14 protein-coding genes are annotated in these 15,963 nt (G+C 43.7%); 4 read left to right on the top strand and 10 right to left on the bottom strand.

Going from position 1 to position 15,963, the window contains the following annotated elements; all coding sequences use genetic code 11:
* Positions 1-11: 11 nt before the first annotated feature.
* A complete protein-coding gene (locus ACFFGV_RS19810; RefSeq protein WP_377351602.1) occupies positions 12-896 on the bottom strand; it encodes a carbohydrate ABC transporter permease in 885 nt (294 codons plus the stop codon).
* Between the two features lie 75 nt (positions 897-971).
* On the bottom strand, positions 972-2,207 hold the full coding sequence (locus ACFFGV_RS19815; RefSeq protein ID WP_377351604.1) for a sugar ABC transporter substrate-binding protein: 1,236 nt from the start codon (positions 2,205-2,207) through the stop codon (positions 972-974).
* Between the two features lie 224 nt (positions 2,208-2,431).
* On the opposite strand from ACFFGV_RS19815, the gene ACFFGV_RS19820 reads away from it, so the two are divergent.
* Positions 2,432-4,600: a glycoside hydrolase family 3 N-terminal domain-containing protein gene (locus ACFFGV_RS19820; protein ID WP_377351606.1), complete on the top strand. Its 2,169-nt coding sequence runs from the start codon at positions 2,432-2,434 to the stop codon at positions 4,598-4,600.
* Positions 4,601-4,805: 205 nt separating this feature from the next.
* Here the strand turns inward: ACFFGV_RS19820 and rlmD are convergent, their stop codons facing one another.
* The 5 genes from rlmD to ACFFGV_RS19845 form a co-directional block, all read right to left on the bottom strand.
* On the bottom strand, positions 4,806-6,287 hold the full coding sequence (rlmD, locus tag ACFFGV_RS19825) for a 23S rRNA (uracil(1939)-C(5))-methyltransferase RlmD (protein WP_377351608.1): 1,482 nt from the start codon (positions 6,285-6,287) through the stop codon (positions 4,806-4,808).
* Between the two features lie 87 nt (positions 6,288-6,374).
* Positions 6,375-7,283 (bottom strand): NAD(P)/FAD-dependent oxidoreductase, encoded by a 909-nt coding sequence (locus ACFFGV_RS19830; protein WP_377351610.1) that lies wholly within the window; start codon positions 7,281-7,283, stop codon positions 6,375-6,377.
* Positions 7,273-7,893 carry a class I SAM-dependent methyltransferase gene (locus ACFFGV_RS19835; protein ID WP_377351612.1) on the bottom strand — a complete coding sequence of 207 codons (621 nt, stop codon included), beginning with the start codon at positions 7,891-7,893 and terminating at the stop codon, positions 7,273-7,275. The genes ACFFGV_RS19830 and ACFFGV_RS19835 overlap by 11 nt, the downstream gene beginning before the upstream one ends.
* A gap of 4 nt (positions 7,894-7,897) precedes the next feature.
* Positions 7,898-8,449 carry a TetR/AcrR family transcriptional regulator gene (locus ACFFGV_RS19840; protein WP_377351614.1) on the bottom strand — a complete coding sequence of 184 codons (552 nt, stop codon included), beginning with the start codon at positions 8,447-8,449 and terminating at the stop codon, positions 7,898-7,900.
* Positions 8,450-8,659: 210 nt separating this feature from the next.
* On the bottom strand, positions 8,660-9,388 hold the full coding sequence (locus tag ACFFGV_RS19845; RefSeq protein ID WP_377351616.1) for a TspO/MBR family protein: 729 nt from the start codon (positions 9,386-9,388) through the stop codon (positions 8,660-8,662).
* A gap of 219 nt (positions 9,389-9,607) precedes the next feature.
* Between ACFFGV_RS19845 and ACFFGV_RS19850 the strand changes: the two genes are divergently transcribed.
* The 3 genes from ACFFGV_RS19850 (at position 9,608) to ACFFGV_RS19860 (ending at position 12,335) form a co-directional block, all read left to right on the top strand.
* On the top strand, positions 9,608-10,030 hold the full coding sequence (locus ACFFGV_RS19850; protein WP_377351618.1) for a hypothetical protein: 423 nt from the start codon (positions 9,608-9,610) through the stop codon (positions 10,028-10,030).
* 335 nt (positions 10,031-10,365) lie between these two features.
* A complete protein-coding gene (locus ACFFGV_RS19855) occupies positions 10,366-11,352 on the top strand; it encodes an NADPH:quinone reductase (protein WP_377351620.1) in 987 nt (328 codons plus the stop codon).
* Positions 11,353-11,444: 92 nt separating this feature from the next.
* Positions 11,445-12,335 carry a fructose bisphosphate aldolase gene (locus ACFFGV_RS19860; RefSeq protein WP_377351622.1) on the top strand — a complete coding sequence of 297 codons (891 nt, stop codon included), beginning with the start codon at positions 11,445-11,447 and terminating at the stop codon, positions 12,333-12,335.
* 79 nt (positions 12,336-12,414) lie between these two features.
* Here the strand turns inward: ACFFGV_RS19860 and ACFFGV_RS19865 are convergent, their stop codons facing one another.
* The 3 genes from ACFFGV_RS19865 to ACFFGV_RS19875 form a co-directional block, all read right to left on the bottom strand.
* A complete protein-coding gene (locus ACFFGV_RS19865; RefSeq protein ID WP_377351624.1) occupies positions 12,415-13,065 on the bottom strand; it encodes an SDR family oxidoreductase in 651 nt (216 codons plus the stop codon).
* 208 nt (positions 13,066-13,273) lie between these two features.
* Positions 13,274-14,572, bottom strand: coding sequence for a (Fe-S)-binding protein (locus tag ACFFGV_RS19870; RefSeq protein ID WP_377351625.1), 1,299 nt, complete (start codon positions 14,570-14,572; stop codon positions 13,274-13,276).
* Positions 14,565-15,956, bottom strand: coding sequence for an FAD-binding oxidoreductase (locus ACFFGV_RS19875; RefSeq protein ID WP_377351740.1), 1,392 nt, complete (start codon positions 15,954-15,956; stop codon positions 14,565-14,567). The genes ACFFGV_RS19870 and ACFFGV_RS19875 overlap by 8 nt, the downstream gene beginning before the upstream one ends.
* Positions 15,957-15,963: the final 7 nt, after the last annotated feature.

Consider the following 15,963-nt stretch of genomic DNA (forward strand, 5'->3'; position numbering starts at 1 on the left):
ACCCCTCTCCATTAATACTCCGTATCCGACTTTCTAAACTTAAACTGAATAAGCGTTACGACAATAATCATGGCGAACAACACAAACGACCCTGCAGCGGCGTAGCCAAATTCACTAAATCGAAAGCCTTCCTTATAAATGAAAAGCGCAACAGAAATTGTTCCATCTAAGGGTCCTCCATCCGTCATGACGAACGGCTCTTCGAAAAACTGCATCCAGCCGATTAAGGTCGTCACCGTTACAAAGAAGGTAGCGTAACGAAGCAATGGCAAGGTAACGCTAAAGAGCATCTGAAATCGGTTTGCGCCATCTATTTTAGCTGCTTCATAATACGATTTCGGTATCCCCTGTAATGCTGCAAGGAATATAATCATATTAATGCCAATCCCTTTCCAAACAGCTAATAGGATGAGAGAGATTTTAGCCATGAGGGGGTCTTCCAGCCAGGCGACCTTATCGATTGAAAAGAAGGATAAGATATAGTTAAACAACCCATACTCCGTGTTGTATAAATACCCCCAAATAACAGCAACCGCAATAATATTAGTAATCGAAGGCATATAATAAACCGCACGAAAAGTGTTAAACACCCAGCTCGTCCCATAGTTTAGTAACAACGCTATGGATAAAGAACAGGCAATCACGAGCGGCACACCAAACACGACGTAAAATAACGTATTGAATATGGATTTAATAAACGTATCGTCCGCGAATAAATCCTGATAATTTTCTATTCCCACAAAGGAAATAGACGACCAATCGGCAAGACCCTTTAAATTCATATCCGTAAAGCTGATAAAAAAGGCTATAACAATTGGAAAAAGGCTAAACAAGGACAGTAACACGACAGCTGGTGCTATGAACATATAGGGATGTCTATTTTTAAATTGATTCATATGAACCCACCTATCTCGAGATGACATGGATAGAGGATGATGGAAACACCGCGCCACCACCTCCTCCATTGGTTTTTACTCTTCCACTAATTCCTTCGCCTTCTGATTAAACTCCTCCAGCTCTTTATCCAAATCTGCTCCACCCTCTGTCACTCGTTCAATGGAGCTGAGTAATTCCTGAGCGATTCGCTCAAATTGCTTTGTCTGCAGTCCTGGCTTCGTATTCTCTAGCTGCTCTCCGAACGTTGCATACATAGGATCATCCTGCATTACTGGGTCTTCCCACGCTTCTGTTCTAGAAGGCAGGGTATTGGACTCTTCCAGCCAGTCCAGCTGCGTTTCCACTTCGGTCATGAAGGAAATATACTCTAAAGCTCCTTCTTTATTATCTGAGCTTTCAAAGACGGAAAGATTAGACCCACCCATACTAGATGTGTTCTGCTCCTTTTCCGGCATAACCGCTGTAGCCCATTTCCCCTCTAAATCAGGAGCTTGATCGTTAATAATATTAATCATCCACGGCCCGCTAAAGAACATTGGCTTCGTACCATCTTTAAATGCCTCAACTATGTCCTTGCCTTCCTGCGTTGGACTTAGACCTTCTTTAAAATAGCTCGTATAATATTCCATAGCCCCTTTAAACGCCTCTGATTCGAAATTTAGCTCTCCATTTTCTAAATCCGCTTCATAGCCATTCTGCCAAGCAAAAATGAACGGCGTAATCTGATCATTACGATCAATATCCAAGCCATACATATCTTCTCCGCGATCAGAAAGCTTCGTAGCAGCATCCTTTAAATCATCCCACGTTTTTGGAGGCTCCTCATAGCCCGCTTCCTTCAATAAATCGGTCCGATAATAGATAACCCTTGTATCTACATACCATGGCACGCCCACTACCTGATCCTCATACTCCATCGTTGATACAGATCCATCAAAGAAATTGCCCTTTGAGAAATTAGGATAGTCTTCCATGTACTCTGAAATATCAAGCAATGCGCCAGCATCAGCAAATTCTGATACCCACGTCGTCCCTAGCTGCACGACATCAGGGCCATTGCCAGAAGCCACTGCTGTGAGGAGCTTATCATGGGCCTTATCCCAAGGAATAGCCTGTACATCCACAGTCATATCCGAATGCTCTTCTTCGAATGTCTTACTAAAATCCTGAAGCTTCTTACCCTCTTCTCCCATAGCCCACACCGTTACGGTATTTTTGTCCCCATCCCCTGAAGACGAACTATTGGAACACCCTACCAACCCAAGCATAACTAATAATAAAGCCATTACAGTCATCACATTCCACTTCACTCACACGCACCCCTTTAGTAAAAAAGTTTAATTGAAACGTTTCGATACACGCATTATAATGTATTGTGTATCCGCTTTCAATAGATTTGCTGATTTTTTTGAAATCTTTTTAAATCGTTATAATATTGCGTTTTAAAAGGTTGACTTGTGGATTTACCCAAATTATACTGCACCTATATGTTTCTTGAAACGTTTCACTAATTCGTTTTTTAGGAGGGGACTATATGACAGATAAGCAATTAAATAATCTATTAAAGCAAATGACGATGGAAGAAAAGGTAGGACAGCTTGTGCAACTAGCTACTCCTTTCTTTAAAGGGGCAACAGATCGGGGCGAAATTACAGGACCGATGGAGAATATGAATATTAAGGAAGAGGATATACCCAATACAGGGTCGGTTTTAGGGGCTTCAGGAGCCAAGGAAACAATCAACATACAAAAAGTACATATGGAGGATAACAGGCTTGGAATCCCATTATTATTCATGTCCGATATTATCCATGGGTTTAAGACTATTTTCCCTGTCCCATTAGGCATTTCTTGCTCTTGGGACTTAGAGCTTGCTGAACAAAGTGCCGCCATTGCTGCAAAGGAAGCATCCACAGCCGGAGTCCACGTCACCTTCGCTCCTATGGTGGATTTATCGAGAGAACCAAGATGGGGAAGAGTAATGGAGGCTACTGGTGAGGATCCCTTCCTAAATAGCACCTTTGCCCGAGCGTTCGTTCGCGGGTATCAAGGAGATTTAGAACACGACACCTCCAAGGTTGCCTCTTGTGTTAAGCATTTCGCCGCATATGGAGCACCAGAGGGAGGACGAGACTACAACACTGTTGATATGTCTGAGTGGATGCTGCGGGAGCACTATCTCCCCGCCTATAAAGCAGCATTAGATGAAGGAGCCCAAATGGTAATGACCGCCTTCAATATATTAAATGGCGTCCCATCCACTGGGAACGCTCCCCTCTTAAGAGGCATTCTTCGAGAAGAATGGGACTTTAACGGAGTACTCATATCCGACTGGGGAGCAGTAAAAGAGCTTATCCCCCACGGTGTAGCAGAAGGAGCAAAACAAGCTGCAGAACAAGCGATGAATGCTGGAGTCGATATTGAAATGATGACCTCCTGTTACACGAACCATATCCAGGAATTAATTCATGAAGAGGCTTTAGAGGAGGCTATGCTGGATGAAGCTGTGATGCGTATTTTACAGCTGAAGCAGAAGCTAGGATTATTTGAAAACCCTTACCGAGGTGCGAATGAAGAAGAGGAGAACCAGATCGTCCTCTCCAAAGAGCACAGAGATGCAGCAAGAAAGCTAGCTGGTCAATCTATCGTTCTATTAAAAAACGAACATATCTTGCCGCTAGAGGCAACGCAAAACATCGCCTTAATCGGCCCTTTCGCACAGAGCACCGATATTCTTGGTCCATGGTCATGGGGAGGTTCCTCTGAGGATACGATTACGGTACATGCAGGCCTCTCCCAATATGTGTCACAGGACAAGCTCTTTGCAGCAAAAGGCAGTGATATTGAAACAAGCACAGAGCAACAGCTTCAAGCTGCACTATCAACGGCACAGAATGGAGATGTTATTGTCGCAGCATTAGGAGAACATTCGGATATGAGCGGAGAAGCTGGCTGCCGAGCGGACATCCGTATCCCTGAAGTACAATTGGACCTATTGAAAAAGCTGAAAGAACTAGGTAAACCTATCGTCACCGTATTATTTAACGGCCGTCCCCTTGATCTAAGGGAAGTCCTTGACAACTCCGACGCAGTAATCGAAGCCTGGTATCCTGGAACCGAAGGCGGCAACGCACTATCGGACATCCTATTTGGAACCATAAACCCATCAGCTAAGCTAACCATGTCCATGCCTTATTCCGTTGGTCAAGTACCAATCTATTACAACCGCTTCAACACTGGACGACCTAAAGACGCACCAGATGCCCAGGAACGCTACGTTTCTCAATACCTGGATATACCAAATGAACCACTCTTCCCATTTGGCTACGGGTTAAGCTACACGCACTTTGAATACAGCAATCTAACCCTATCCAACAGCCAAATAGATGAAGACAGTATCCTTTCTGTCACGACAACTATTACTAATGCCGGACAAATCGCAGGCGAAGAAATTGTCCAATGCTATGTAAGAGACCTTGTAGGAGAAGTCGTCCGTCCCTTGAAAGAGCTAAAGGACTTCACTAAAATTCACCTACAGCCCGGAGAATCAAAGAACGTTACCTTCGACATCAGGGAAGAACAGTTAAGGTACCACCATGCTAATTTAGAATATAAAAGCGATAACGGAGAATTTGAATTATATGTAGGCCCAAGCAGTGCAGAAGGCCTGAAGGAGAAATTTCGGTTGAGGAAGCAAAGGTAGGTATTTACTAGAGGAACATTATGAAGGTGCTGTTATCCATTGGAGGACAGCACCTTACTCAATTATTTCATATTACTCCACATCTAGTGGAAGTCTTACTGTAATGTCAATCTCCCACTCCACTGTCTCTCTACATCTACATTTTTTTCAAAAAAAGCTCTGTTCTTTATGATTTATGGTTACGGAAAGGACATTAAGTTGCTCCTTATTCCCTCACTAATTTCACAACAGATTCCACATGGTATGTTTGCGGAAACATATCCACTGGCTGAATGCCGTCAACTTTGTATCCGTTCTTGACTAAATACTTCAAGTCGCGAGCCTGGGTTTCCGGATTACAGGAAACGTACACGACCCGTTTCGGCTTAAGCTTTACTACGCTTGATAGGAATGCTTCGTCACTCCCGGTCCGGGGCGGGTCCATGATGACGACATCCGCTTTATCTCCACGTGCTGCCATGTCGACCATAAACTTACCTGCATCGCCTTGATAAAATCTTGCATTCTTTATTCCGTTTCGCTTGGAATTTCGAATAGCGTCGCGTACTGCATCCTTGTTCAGCTCGACGCCGATAACCTTGCCGGCCTTTTGACTAGCAATAAGACTAATAGTGCCAATACCACAATACGCATCCACTACGGTTTCTTTCCCGGAAAGCTCTGCCATTTCAATGGCTTTAGTATAGAGCTTCTCCGTTTGGACTGGGTTAATCTGATAGAAGGATTTTGCTGAGATCTCAAACTTCAGTCCACCAAGTGTGTCCGTTATCGTTCCTTTGCCGAACAGTACCTTCTCTTGTTCACCGAGCACCATGCTAGTTTTTCGATTATTTACGTTTTGGAGTATCGTTGTAATTTCTGGATGAGCTTGGCGCAATGCCTTCACAAAGTTGTTCTTTCCTTTAAACTCCGACGATGCCGCTACAAGGACGACCATAATTTCCCCGCTTACCTTCCCGACCTTAATTAGCACGTGGCGAAGGAAGCCTCTGCCTGTGTCTTCGTTGTACGGCTGCATTTTGAAGGACTTCATCATGCCTTTAATCGTCTGCACAATTTCATCTGCTTTCGGATCATGGATGAGGCAGCGATCCATCGGAATAATGTCATGCGTATTTTGAGCATACAGCCCGCCTATCACTTGCCGTTGCTGATTAAGGCCAAAGGATGTGTGGCTCTTATTTCGGTAATCATAAGGGTGGTCCATTGTCATAATAGGCTCTGGCTTACCAAATGGTTTCATGAGTACATCCACCGTCTCCTGCTTGAAACGGGTTTGCGCCTGCTGATTCATATGCTGAAGCTGGCAGCCACCGCACTCATAATAGTAAGGACATGGCGGGGCGACTCTATCTTTAGAAGATTCAATGACCTGCTTCAGCTCCGCATGTACAAACTGTCCCTTTTTGGAAACCAGCACCTCTGCCTTTTCTCCAGGCATCAGATGGGCTATCTCCAGCCTCTCTCCTTTCCACTGGGCAATGCCTTTCCCTTCACTAGTCAAACCAGAGCAGGTTACCTCTGCCGTTACAGCTTTACCACCATGCTTTGAAGCATTGTTTGCTTTTCCTTTGGCAGAGCTACGCTTTTGATGGCCCTCTAGAGCGTGTGGCTTTCTATTCTGTTTATCCGATCTATGTTGTTTTTTTCCTGCATTTTTAGATTTATGGTTCTTCCGTTTATTCATACGAACTTCCTTCTGTTCTTATTTGACACCCTATTATATACTACTCTGCACAGACAGTAAAACGAACATACCCCTTACCGCCATAGCCTACCACTCTTCCAGCACTAACTCATGGTTAATGCTGGCGCCAACCTCATACCCTTCACTTGCTGCCTTCATTAAACCAGAGAAAGTATTCTTAGCATCTCCAATAATATACATCCCTTTAACTGACGATTCTCCACCCTCTTGTGTATGATATTCGCCCATCTCTCCAAGCCCAATACCTAACTTAGCTGGAAGACGGCTTGCCTGGGTTGCCCCAGTCTCCATAAGGAAACCGCCACTTCTCTCCAATGCGTCTCCTGTTGCTGTAATCACCTTTTCTAGGCGACCATCTGTAGATTGCAAGCATTCAATCGGTGTTTCTATCAGTGGAATATTTCGTTCCATTAATTCCCGCTTCTCCTCTTTTGTTATCTTGGCAGGACCATTGGTAAAAATCATGACATCTTGACTCCAATTGCAAATCAGTTTGATATAGGACATTAGCCATTCTTCATTGCCGAATATAGCTAAGGGCTCCTCTCTTCTTTCCCACCCATCACAATAAGGACAAGGAAATACTGATGTTCCATATACTTCTTGTAATCCACGTATATCAGGAAGCTCCTCCTTCATACCAGTCGCAAAGATAACTCGTTTACTAAGAACGTCGCTTCCCATTTCCGTTGCCACCTTAAACAAGGAATCCTCCTTCTTTACGTCGACTGCTCTATCCTTTCTATAAACCACATTTGGATAGCGCTTTAATTGATCTACCGAAATCTGTTTGAACTCTCCGGGACTTATCCCATCTCTTGTTAAGAAACCGTGAGAAGAACGAGTAACTTGATTTCTCGCCTCCTGAGCATCTATCACTAGTACCTTTCTTCTTGACCTTCCAAGGACTAAGGCAGCGCTTAATCCTGACGCTCCCCCACCGATAATAACGACGTCCCACATACTATTTTTCATTCATCCCGCTCCCCTTCTTAGCGATAACTTTTGCTGTAACTCCTTCATAGAAACCTTCCATATGTCCAATGGGCAGACGCTGCTGAATATTCTCTTGCTCAACAATTACAAGCTCGTCTGTTCGTGTCATATCATCAGCAATCAGCATAGACCCTGGAAATTCATCCGCACGTGCTCCTTCTGGAAGCCCCGAGTCCTCCTTGTACAGTCCTAGATATATTAAGATTCCATGATCTGATAACAGCTGTGCCACCTTTTCAAACAACAGCCGCCTATCCTGTTGAGCAAGATGGACATAAGCAATCAGCACAAGATCAAATGTATCCTCACTTGTATAAGATAGTACATCCCCTGCCTCAGCCTTAATGGAATATCCTTTTTTGTCTGATTCTGAACGGATAAACTCTACAGCTGCTGCTGACTGATCAATGCTTGTCACATCCCATCCCTTTTCGGCCAGCCAGAAGCTATTCCCACCTTCTCCAGCACCTAAATCAATGGCTTTACCCGGTTTGTGCCTATTCATTGCTGCTACAAGCATTTCATCAGGAAATGTCCATGGATACTCATTGCTTCTATATAATTCCTCCCAATGCTCTTTGTCCGACACTCTCTTATTCCTCCTCTGTTTCCAACAGCCCGTTCTTAAAAGTTCTCCAAGCTAAATCTGGGATATCCTTTGGAGCAACGGAACCATTGTTTTTCGTTTCCCATGCTGTAAAAAGAATGCCATCATACATATGAAAAACCCATGCATCCGGGACGTAGGCTTGAAGATATCCAGCCTCTCTCAAGCTTTTGATTATTTCAGCTAAAGCTTTATTTACCTGTGAGAACTTACACGTCTCCGGATCATGGTCTTCATGCTCCCGATGCTCTTTATACAAAAGGTGAAAGCCATCTCCTCCTGCATTTCGCTTCATGATTTCCTTCATTTGCTCAAGGGGATCCCCCTGGTTTTCCTTGGCCTCTTGAAAAATAACCATCTGTTTTTGAATCAAGTGTTCATGAATATGTTCAAATAATGTTTCTCTAGTATTAAAATATCGGTGAAGTGTCATCCGACTAACTCCAGCCTCTGCCGCAATGGTTTCGAGCAATGCATACTCATCCTCCGACAAAACTCGAATAGCAGCTTCCATAATGTTCCTTTGCGTTTTATTCATTCTAATACTCCTTATATGTTACTTTTATATAAAATATGTTACACCCACGCAACTATTGCGTCAATCTATTTGTTTTAACCCTGCAATACATGAGGATTCATTTACTAACAACAACGGTCTTTAACAGCCCCGAAAATAAAAAAGACTCCTCCGCCGTAAACCACACGGGGGAGAAGCCATATATTAAGGAAGATAGTGCTCTACGAGTGTTTAGCGTTTTTGCCTAACGAGAAACACTAATGTTGCGAGCAATATAATACCAGCTAATAGATAAGAAGAATAGACCACTAATGGAAGGTCTGCATTCATATTTTTCACACCGATACCTATAAAAGCCCAGACGAATACAAGGGGGTACACCCAGTCCTTCTCTTTCTTCAAAAACGTGATTGCTAATACTGTTGCCACTATAAGCAGAAGGAACGCCCAGACTGAGTCAGAAATTCCAAAGCCGTCCCAGCCAAGATAAGTTACATAATAACTAATGTTGGCAATAGTAGCGACACTAATCCAGCCAAGATATACAGAGAATGGTACTACGTCCAAAAAGACAGCATCCGTCTCCTTCAGCTTTACGTATAAGCGGAGGAGCGTGAGCAGTAATAGCACCATAACGATAACGGATATCGCAAAGAACTCGTAGTGCCACATGAAAATCCATAAGCTATTTAGTACACAGCTCAACACAAATAAAGCACTCGTAGTTTGGTATAAGGGAAGGTTTCTCCGGCTTGCAGGAAACTGCCGCAAAACCCATATTCCTAGCAGTATGTAAATCAGCCCCCATATACTAAACACATAGCCAGCTGGAGTGAAGATTACATCAAGCTTGTTGGAGATCTCCCCCGTCGTCTGACCATTCAGCGGAAGAGCGTTAGCGAGAATATTTACCGTTACGACAAGCAGATACGCTACAAGATTCGCAATCCATTTCCCCATCTATACCACTCCTTTCCATACATACTGATACATACTATTCCTAATTGGGGAGAAATAAAACATTTCCCTGCACATTATCCTATAAAAACAATAGCAGCACATAAAACCGGCTATTTTTAGACTTGTTGGGCGATTATCGTTTTCAGAACGACTTTTTTCCTTTATATTGAGTAATCAAGAAGGTACTTCTTAAGATAGCGATATGAAGGAGGGAACGTCATGCTTTACATATGGCATATTGAGAAGATCATTGAACAAACCCTGCAGAAACACCATTTACAAATAGAGTATCAGTTCAGCAATAACCTATCTGCGCCAATGAGCTACAATGTTTCTACCAATACCATTACCTTTAATTACCTGGAGGTCAATGGCTATATTAGTAAGATGAAGATAAGAGACTCGGATGAGCACCTTGTCCGATCCATGCTTTACCACGAGATCGGCTACTACTTGACGTTCAAAAAGCACAAGCACGACCTGCGTACACTGATGTATGGCGAGGAGGAAGAAGTCGAAGCGTTGAAGGCCGAAATTGAACGAAATGCGTGGGATTACGGAAGAACGCTCGTACCTGATACGCTCATAGAAACATACGACAAGATGCGCGAGCGGGACCGCGTACTCTTAGATGGGTTATAGCAAACCAAGATGTGCCATTCCCTTTTTTACGGGGAGTGGCATGTTTTGCTTTTGGAAGGTGTTTGATCCGTTTATGGTAGGAAGGGATGTTTGGGCAATCCCTCCCTTCCCTGCTGCCCAGCCTCGTATGGTGCAGTAGAGAACTTTTCTTGAATGCTGGCTTTCTCTTTATATTTAAATACCACCTCAAAAAAAGGAATGCGGAAGGTCGTACAGGTCATCCTATTAGATATACAGCAAGACCTCATAGTGGACAATAGGAGACGGTTTATGATGGAATGCTTACGTAACCAATCATTTCAACGAGTATGAGTTAGCTAATGGAGGTAATAGGAATGAAAGCAGCTTGGTTTAATCAGTTTGGAGAGGCGAAGGATGTATTAGAAGTAGGAGAAATAGAAAAACCGCAGCCTGGACATGGGGAAGTATTAATACGAATGAAGACGTCTGGTGTGAACCCTTCAGATACTAAGAAACGAAGCGGCTCCTTCTTAGATTTGTTGGATAACGGTGCTGTTATTCCAAACAGTGACGGAGCGGGTATTATTGAAGCTGTTGGAACGGGAGTCCCTCATAGTCGCATTGGGGAGCGCGTTTGGGTCTATCAGGCTCAATATAACCGTTTGCAGGGAACTGCCGCTCAATACGTAGCCATTGATACGAATAGAGCTGTTCGTTTACCGGAAACAACCTCCTTCGTGGAAGGAGCGGGAATTGGAATACCGATTATGACGGCACATCGCTGCGTCTTTTCCGATGGACCAGTTGAGGATCAATTGCTCTTTATTACAGGTGGTGCCGGCCGGGTTGGACATTATGCTATCCAATTGGCAAAGCAAGCAGGCGCAACCGTAATTACGACAGCTAGCAATGAAGCAGCACGTCAATTTTGCTTCGAGGCAGGTGCAGATTTAGTCGTAGACCACACGAAGGCAGACATGGTGGAACATATTCTCGAGTTTACAAATGGTCAAAAAGTAGATCGAGTTATTGATGTAGAATTTGGGGCTAATCTGGACAATGTGTTACAGGTTATAAAAATAGGCGGTACCATTGCAACCTATTCTTCTACGGTTATTCCCGAACCAAAGCTGCCGTTCAAGCAGATGATGTTCATGAATCTTACCATTAGAATGGTCATCGTATATGCCATGCCGGAAGAAGCTAAGAAGGAAGCAATACGTGATATTACTGCAGCTCTCGAACAAAACAGACTCCAGCACAGAACGCTCGATACATTTTCGCTGGATGAAATAGAGGATGCAAATATAAAAGTGGAGCAAGGGGAAGGATACGGCAGCGTTATTGTTGAAATACCTTAACGTAGGATTCGATATGTATTTGGGGTTATGTGTCCCTTAAAGAAGGGAACCCTACATATGGTCGTACTTAATCTGAAAAAGGAGTGATCACGATGAACACCAAACAATTTGATAAGATCAAGAACGGTAAAGGATTTATCGCAGCCCTCGACCAAAGTGGAGGAAGTACACCGAAGGCACTAGCAGATTATGGCGTACCGGAAGATGCTTATTCAAGCGAAGAGGAAATGTTTGATCGCGTTCACCAAATGCGTACGAGAATCATTACCTCTCCGGCTTTTGATTCCGACCGCATCCTTGGAACTATTTTATTTGAACAAACGATGGACCGTGAAATTAAGGGCAAATACACTGGGGATTACCTAGATAGTAAAGGTGTTGTCCCATTCCTAAAGGTAGACAAAGGACTGGCAGACAAAGAGAACGGTGTCCAGCTCATGAAGCCTATTCACGACTTAGACGAAACACTGAAACGTGCGAACGAGCGCAACATATTTGGTACAAAAATGCGTTCGGTTATCCATGAGCCAAACGAAGCTGGTATTAAAGCTGTTGTCGACCAGCAATTTGACGTTGCTAAACGCATCATGGAAGCAGGTCTTGTCCCAATTATCGAACCAGAAGTAAACATTCACAGTGAGGATAAAGAGAAATCAGAGGACATTCTGAAAGAGGAAATTCTCAAGCATTTGAACAGCTTATCCAATGAGGAGCACGTCATGCTTAAGCTATCTATTCCTACAAAAGCCAATGCATACAAGGAATTAGTTGAGCATCCAAACGTTGTCCGCGTCGTTGCACTATCTGGCGGCTACCCAAGAGAAGAAGCCAATGAGAAGCTAAGAGAGAACGAAGGCGTTATCGCAAGCTTCTCCCGCGCTCTGATCGGCGACTTAAACGCCAATCAATCCGACGAGGAATTCAACCAGACACTAGACCAGACCATCGAAGGCATTCATGACGCTTCTGTAAATAAAAAATAACAATAGAAAGCCTCTCAACAGGGATTCCCCCTTTGAGAGGCTTTTTTTTGCTAAGTAGGATAAACCAAACTCTCCAGTCCTACAGGGACGTCACTGCATCTGTAATAGATTGCTGCCCAGAAACCACTTGGAATTCCTTCCCAATGGTTGAATCATGAACGAGTGTTTCTAGAATAACACGGGCCACGTCTTGCCTTGGAACTTCTCCTCGCTCCACCTCAGCAGCTGCCTCTACGTGACCGGTACCATCATCATTCGTTAATTTTCCTGGATGAATGATGGTGTGATTTAAATTCGTTCCTCTTAACCATTCATCTGCATAATGCTTGGCAACAACGTATGGTGCAAAGGATTCTGACGCAGACTGAATTGCTTCCCGTCTCGTGTCAAAGGAGCTGATCATAACATACCGCTTAACCCCGGCCTGCTCAGCCGCCTTCATCGTTTTTATCGCACCATCCAAATCAATCATCATCGTTTTATCCGGACCGGTATGCGGACCTGAACCAGCAGTAAAGACAAGTGCATCAACCCCTTTTGCAGCTTCTACAATGTTGTCTACTTCCCCTTCCAGATCAACAATGGCCGTTTCCGCCCCTAAATCGTGGAAATAGGAAGCCTGCTCTTCTTTACGAATCAACGCTCTCGCTTTCAGGCTATCATGGTCTTGAATGTCCTTTACCAAGTGCTTTCCAATCTGACCATTCGCTCCTACAATAAGTACTTTCATTCTATCTCCTCCATTTCATTCATTCTATTATGAAACAAACTCTTGAGGTTATTATAGCTTTCATGGGTACTTATATATATGTAACCTTTTTTCGGGGAAAAGAAACAAGGGAATGGGAGTGGAGTGCACATCATCAGCCCCCTCTCTTTTTTTTGCCTAGGGAGAGGGAGCTGCATGTAACTATTTCTGGTGTTAGAAGGGCGTTTTTTTATCTTTGCTCTGGATCAGCTTCCAACAGTAAATCAACCAGATGGACAGCATCCATGTTCTGGGTAACTCCTTCTCGTTCTATTCCTAGCTTCATTTGTAAGAGACATCCTGGATTTGTGGTCACGACTGAATCTGAATTTGTGCTACAGACGTCTTTCATTTTTACATCTAAAATATCCATGGAATCTTCGTAATGAATAATATTATAGATACCAGCAGACCCACAACAGAAATCAGGGCGGGATAACTCTTTTAACGTAACACCTGGTACCTTTTGTATTAACTGGAGTGGTGGATTTTTAACATGCTGCACGTTAGTCATATGGCAAGAGGGCTGGTACGTAATGGTTCTATCCACCTGCTTATGGAATGACAAATCCTCAATTTCTATAAGAACTTCTGAAATATCCCTGATTTTGGACACGAACTGCTTAGCACGCTTATGCCACAAGGTACCCTCTTCAAATAAATGATGATATTCTACCATACGAGCACCGCATCCCCCTGCGTTGTTAACAATATAATCTATTTGCTCCTGCTCAAAGGCTTCTATATTACGCTTCGCAAGCTCTACGGAATCCTCTATCTTTCCAGAGTGAGCGTGCAGCGCACCACAACAAGTTTGCTGTCCCGGTAATATCACTTCAAACCCACAGCGCAGTAGCAATTCTATAGTATTCTGATTGGTTCGGAAAAATACACTATCCATCACACATCCTGTAAAGAATGCGACCTTTGCCTGTGCTGGTCTTTTCCGTATATATCGATTTTCCCTTTGGGAGCGCTCTTTTGGTGACGGCTGGGGCGGTATCACCTGTTCAAACTTATCCAAATGCAGGGGAGCTAGTTTCGTTAGACGCGCCATATTGGCAAAGGCTTGAATCCCACTCCGTTGATAAAACCAGGATAAGTTGCCAAGTGTATTCATCCACTTATCGGATGGGAAAAAGGTACCAAATAGAAATTCTTCCACTTTTAGTTGCGATGGCGATTTTATTTTATGGTCCTCAATTACCTCTTTTGCTCCTTCTAAGATGTGCCCATATTGCACATCGGTTGGACAAACCGTTGTACAAGCCATACACCCAAGACACTTTTCAATCGGTTCTTCTAAATCTTCAATCGCAGCCTTTCCTTCCGCTACCATTTTCACCAGGTTGATGCGTCCTCTAGGAGAGTGTGTTTCTCTCTCCATCGTTTCGTAGGTAGGACAAGCGGGAAGACAATAGCCACATTGGACACAATCAAACGTCTTATCATAATTAATCTTCTGCTGTAGAGATTGTAGCTCACTCATTTTGCAACACCAGCTTTTGACCTTTTTCAGGAAATATTTTTCCTGGGTTCATAATTCCGTTCGGATCCCAAGCATCTTTAATCCGCTTCATCATTTCTAAGCCAGCATCTCCAAGCTCCTGTTTCATAAACGGTGCTTTCATCGTTCCTATCCCATGCTCCCCAGATAATGTACCACCAAGGTCAATGGCTGCCTGAAAAATTTCCTCTACAGCTCGCTCCACGCGAGCCATTTCTTCTTGATCTCGCTGATCACACAAAATATTGGGATGGAGGTTGCCATCACCCGCATGGCCAAACACCACTACGTCTAAGTGGTATTTTTCTTTAATGCTTTGAAGCCGATCCATCATATCAGGAATTTTACTTCGCGGTACAGTTGCATCCTCGGAAACCTTAGTGGGCTTAATCCGAGCAATAGCTGGAGAAACTTGCTTCCTCGCATTCCATATCCTTGAGGCTTCCTCCCTTGTTGTCGGGATACTTACACGAGAGGCGCCAATTTCATGCATGATTTCTTCAATTAAGGACGTTTCAATTCTAAGTGTTTCCGGATGTCCATCTAGCTCAATTATTACAATCGCATCTGCCTCCATGGGCAGTCCTGACGGTTTGAAATGTTCTACAGCATGAATGCATGCTTGATCCATGAGCTCCATTTTCGTAGGTAGTATTCCAGACGTTAAGGTGCGCGATATAGCCCTTCCAGCTGTCTGAACATTGTTAAACTCGACCATTATCGTTTGGACAGCTGGTGGTTTTGGAACAAGCTTTAACGTAGCTTCCGTGATGATGCCAAGCATTCCTTCCGACCCGATGATTAATTTTGTTAAGTCAAACCCTGTCACATTTTTTATCGTCTGCCCCCCTGTACGTATGACATCACCTTCTGGAGTCACAAGTTCTAATCCTAATACAAAATCCTTTGTCACTCCATATTTCAGACCACGGGGTCCACCTGAATTTTCAGCGAGATTCCCTCCTATTGTAGCAACATGGGCACTGCTTGGATCTGGTGCATACATAAGCCCGTGTTTTTCAGCCTCTTCGTTTATACGAGCAGTGAGCACACTTGGGGAAACGGTTACGGTCAAATCATCCGCACTCATTCCGATTTGTTCTGGCCATTGTGATAAATCTAGAACTATGCCACCGTATACAGGAAGGGGGCCGCCACTTAAACAAGTTCCTTGCCCACGGGGATAAATAGGAATATGAAATTGGTTGGCTATTGTAACAATGTGAACAACTTCCTGTTTATTCTTAGCCTGAATAACTACGTCTGGAAGATGTTCACCGAAGGAAGCATCAAAGCTATAACTATACCGATCTGATAGTTCAATCATTATTTGCGAATCTGGTATTTCTTCTCTAATAGCTTCCATCCAATGA

The sequence above is a fragment of the Pontibacillus salicampi genome, assembly GCF_042434395.1.
In the GTDB taxonomy this organism is placed as follows: domain Bacteria; phylum Bacillota; class Bacilli; order Bacillales; family BH030062; genus Pontibacillus; species Pontibacillus salicampi.